Source organism: Propionivibrio sp., assembly GCF_049316945.1.
Lineage (GTDB): Bacteria > Pseudomonadota > Gammaproteobacteria > Burkholderiales > Rhodocyclaceae > Propionivibrio.
Window position 1 is genome coordinate 1 of sequence record NZ_JBMOJE010000273.1, and the last position, 3336, is coordinate 3336.

Genomic DNA, 3336 nt, shown 5'->3' on the forward strand with positions numbered 1-3336 from the left:
ACGGTCATCGTGGACGACAGCAACCCGGATACACCGGATACGCCAGACGAACCGAATCAGGAGGTTGTGCTGGTGAGCATCGCCGGACCGGCAACAGTGAATGAAGGCAGCACCACGACCAACTACACGGTAAGCCTGACCGAGACACCGTTGACAGCCGTGAACGTGAAGCTGACCTATACCGGCACGGCGACCGATGGCACCGACTACACCAAGGAAGTCGAAGTGACCGTGCCAGCGGGCAGCAAGACCGCCACATTTGATCTGGACACGATAGATGACGTGTACGCCGACAACGGCGAGACCATCATCGTGAAGTTGGGCGCGATCACCGGCGGCGGCTTTGAGAGCATCAAGGCCGATGCGACCAAGGACAGCGTCACCACGGTCATCGTGGACGACAGCAACCCGGATACACCGGATACGCCAGACGAACCGACACAAGAGAGCGTTCGTGTTCAGGTGTACGCCGTAGTCGGAACGAACGCAGACAATACCCTACAGTTGGCGGATGCCAACAGTGTGCCTGAAGGTCAGAAAGCCACCTATGTGGCCTACCTGCTCGATCCTGATGGCAAAGTCATTACCGACGCGACGGGCAACGTGAACATCACCTTTGCCGACGGCAGCGCGGGTGCCACGGATTACAGGTCCACGACCACTAATGTGCCGTTGGGAGTGACCTTTCCGGCTGATGCGCTACTTGACAAAACCACGCCCGAGTCAGGCGAGACGTTCACCGTTAACGCAAGCGGCTATGACAACGAGAAGTCTTACGAAAACGTGGAGTACGGTGCTGCGGTTACCACCACCATCACCGATGTTGCGCCGCCAAACCTCACGGCTTGGAGCGATAACAATAACAACGGTACTGGCATCGAAAGCGGTATCGACAACCAGACTGTAAAGTTTATCGTCACCAATAAGACCACTACGAACACTTTTTCGTCTGAAAACGCTAATTGGTCTACATCTCCAGTATTGACTGAAAATGGAACCTTATCTCCCTCTTTGGTGTCTGCCAATCTTCCAAAGGTGAATTCGCTTGATGCAACCGCTGATGTCACCTTTACATTTTTGTCGGAGGTTGCGTCTTTTCAAAATGTGGTCGGCTGGTATGACCTGGGAAACCCAGCCGTTGGTCATGTTGTTTGGGCCAATGCATCCAACGGAGCATCAACATACACGGTGAAGGATGTGCCTGCTGGTACCCAATTGGCTTTCTTCATGATTGCAAATGGAAATCTGCAGAACCCGGGACTGATACATGATGGCGACACGGTGTACTTTGATGCAGCGCGCCAAGCTCATGCCAACAGTGCGAGCGGTACTCTTTTGAAGTCTCAATTTCAAAATGCTGTTTGGTTCTCTGACTCTGTTGACAGCGGAGGGAGCAATCACGCAATCGCTGGTTTTGCGGATCCATCCGATCCATCCCTGCTCACGGTCGCCATGGAAGACTACAAGAGCCCTTCGTACCAGGATTTCAACGATGTCAAGTTCACAGTTCATGTGGGTGACGCAGTTGAGTCCAGCGCGACACCGGTGGCATTCAATCTTGGGGTGGAGATTGATCAGCCTGCAGCACTTGTGGAGAGCGCCAGGGTCGCCTTTACTCTGGGTGACGGAGATGTCATTAATATTGCTGAGGTGATGGCTGTTGGTCAATCCTTGGGGTTGGCCGTTAAGGAAACCGGATTAGGCACAAATGTGTTTGATATCGCGAAAGATCCACTCATCGCCGGTGATCTAGTTGATGCAGGAAAATACGACCAGTTGCTTGACAGTTTCAAGATTGACGTGGGGTACACGAAAGTTAGCCCACCGACTGCTGGCAGCTTCGACGCAGTCGATACCGCAACCAACCGTCAGGCAGAGGTTACCATCAGTATCTTTGGATTAGCAGATCCGCTGACTGAGACTGCGCATTTCTTTTTGAATAAGGAGCAGCACACCTGATCGCCAATCGTTCGTTGAGGGTAAGATAAATCCAATGAGCAGGTGCTGGCAACAGCACCTGCTTTTTTATTTGAACTGCCGACCAGCCATGCCGCAGCACACCATTTTTCTTGCTGCAACAGCCATGCCGCCGCACCGTTTTACACGGGATTTATAAGCTTTTTAAGCTTATAGCCCACGCTGGACAAGCGTGGTGTGCTACTAAAATAATATCATTCTAATGATAGCGATGCACCAAAGCAGCGCCACTTCAGCGGCCAGCCTGGCATCATTAAAGCCAGCCGCTAAAAATCCCCCAGCAGCGCCCACAGCCCCAGCCCGAAAAAGATCAGCGCAGAAGTGATATGCACCGCCCGCACGGGCAGCAGTCGTGTCATGCGCTCGCCCAGCCATACCACTGGCGCGTTGGCCAGCATCATGCCCAGCGTGGTGCCGGCCACCACCCAGAAAAGTGCCTGATATTGCGCCGCCAGCATGACGGTGGCGATCTGCGTTTTGTCGCCCATCTCGGCCAGAAAAAATGCCACCACGGTGGTGCCAAACACACCATAGCGCGGTGCGGTCGGCTGATCATCATCGTCGAGCTTGTCGGGGATCAGCATCCACACCGCCATGGCGATGAACGAGGCAGCCAGCACCCAGCGCAGCAGATCCGGCCCCAGCACGGTGGTAACCCAGGCCCCGACCGCGCCAGCCAGGGCATGGTTGGCCAGGGTGGCGACAAAGATGCCCGCCGCAATCGGCCAGGGCTGGCGAAAACGAAGCGCCAGCACCAGTGCCAGCAGTTGAGTTTTGTCGCCAATTTCGGCCAGGGCGACGATGCCGGTGGATATCAGAAAAGCTTCCATGAGGGTCTCCGGCCGGAAATTAAAACCCATGACTGCACGACATCCCCGGCCAAAAACGGAGGTGTGCAGTCAAAGGTCTCGCCAAAATCCGTATGCTGGACCCTGCTTGCGCCATGTTTGGCCGCAGAAGGCAAAACAAGTCTGTTGACGCAAGCCCCTTTCAGCAAGAAAGGGCGGCTACTCCCCAATGACAGCCAACATTTTAACTTTCATGGATTCTTGCCCACTCCCAATGATGAACCCGTTCGCCCTGAGCGTAGTCGAAGGGCATGTGACCAAGTGGGTGGTTCGACAAGCTCACCACGAACGGAGGGCACGCTAACGGGCGGGGGTTTCACGTTAACGGGAGGTGTTTCAGGTTAATGCGCGGGCTGCTCACACCAATCTGGCGCGTTTTTTGCTTTGCTTTGGTGCGTTTTTGTCAGAAACAACATCAATGCACTCATAAATTGCAATTAACTCAAAGAGGTTCTCATGGAAGCACTCAAACAGGGCGCAGATGCCTTGTTCATTCTTCTCGGCGGCATCA

2 protein-coding genes and 1 riboswitch are annotated in these 3336 nt (G+C 54.3%); of the genes, one reads left to right on the top strand and one right to left on the bottom strand.

What is annotated here, in order from left to right; translation table 11 throughout:
• Positions 1-1959, top strand: a 1959-nt coding sequence (locus ACOYNV_RS26860) for a DUF4114 domain-containing protein (RefSeq protein ID WP_422902882.1), incomplete at its 5' end; no start/stop codon positions are given.
• Between the two features lie 284 nt (positions 1960-2243).
• On the opposite strand, the gene ACOYNV_RS26865 is transcribed toward ACOYNV_RS26860, so the two are convergent.
• A complete protein-coding gene (locus tag ACOYNV_RS26865) occupies positions 2244-2807 on the bottom strand; it encodes a TMEM165/GDT1 family protein (protein WP_422902883.1) in 564 nt (187 codons plus the stop codon).
• Positions 2808-3005, bottom strand: a riboswitch (yybP-ykoY riboswitch). It lies immediately after the preceding gene.
• Between the last annotated feature and the right edge of the window lie 331 nt (positions 3006-3336).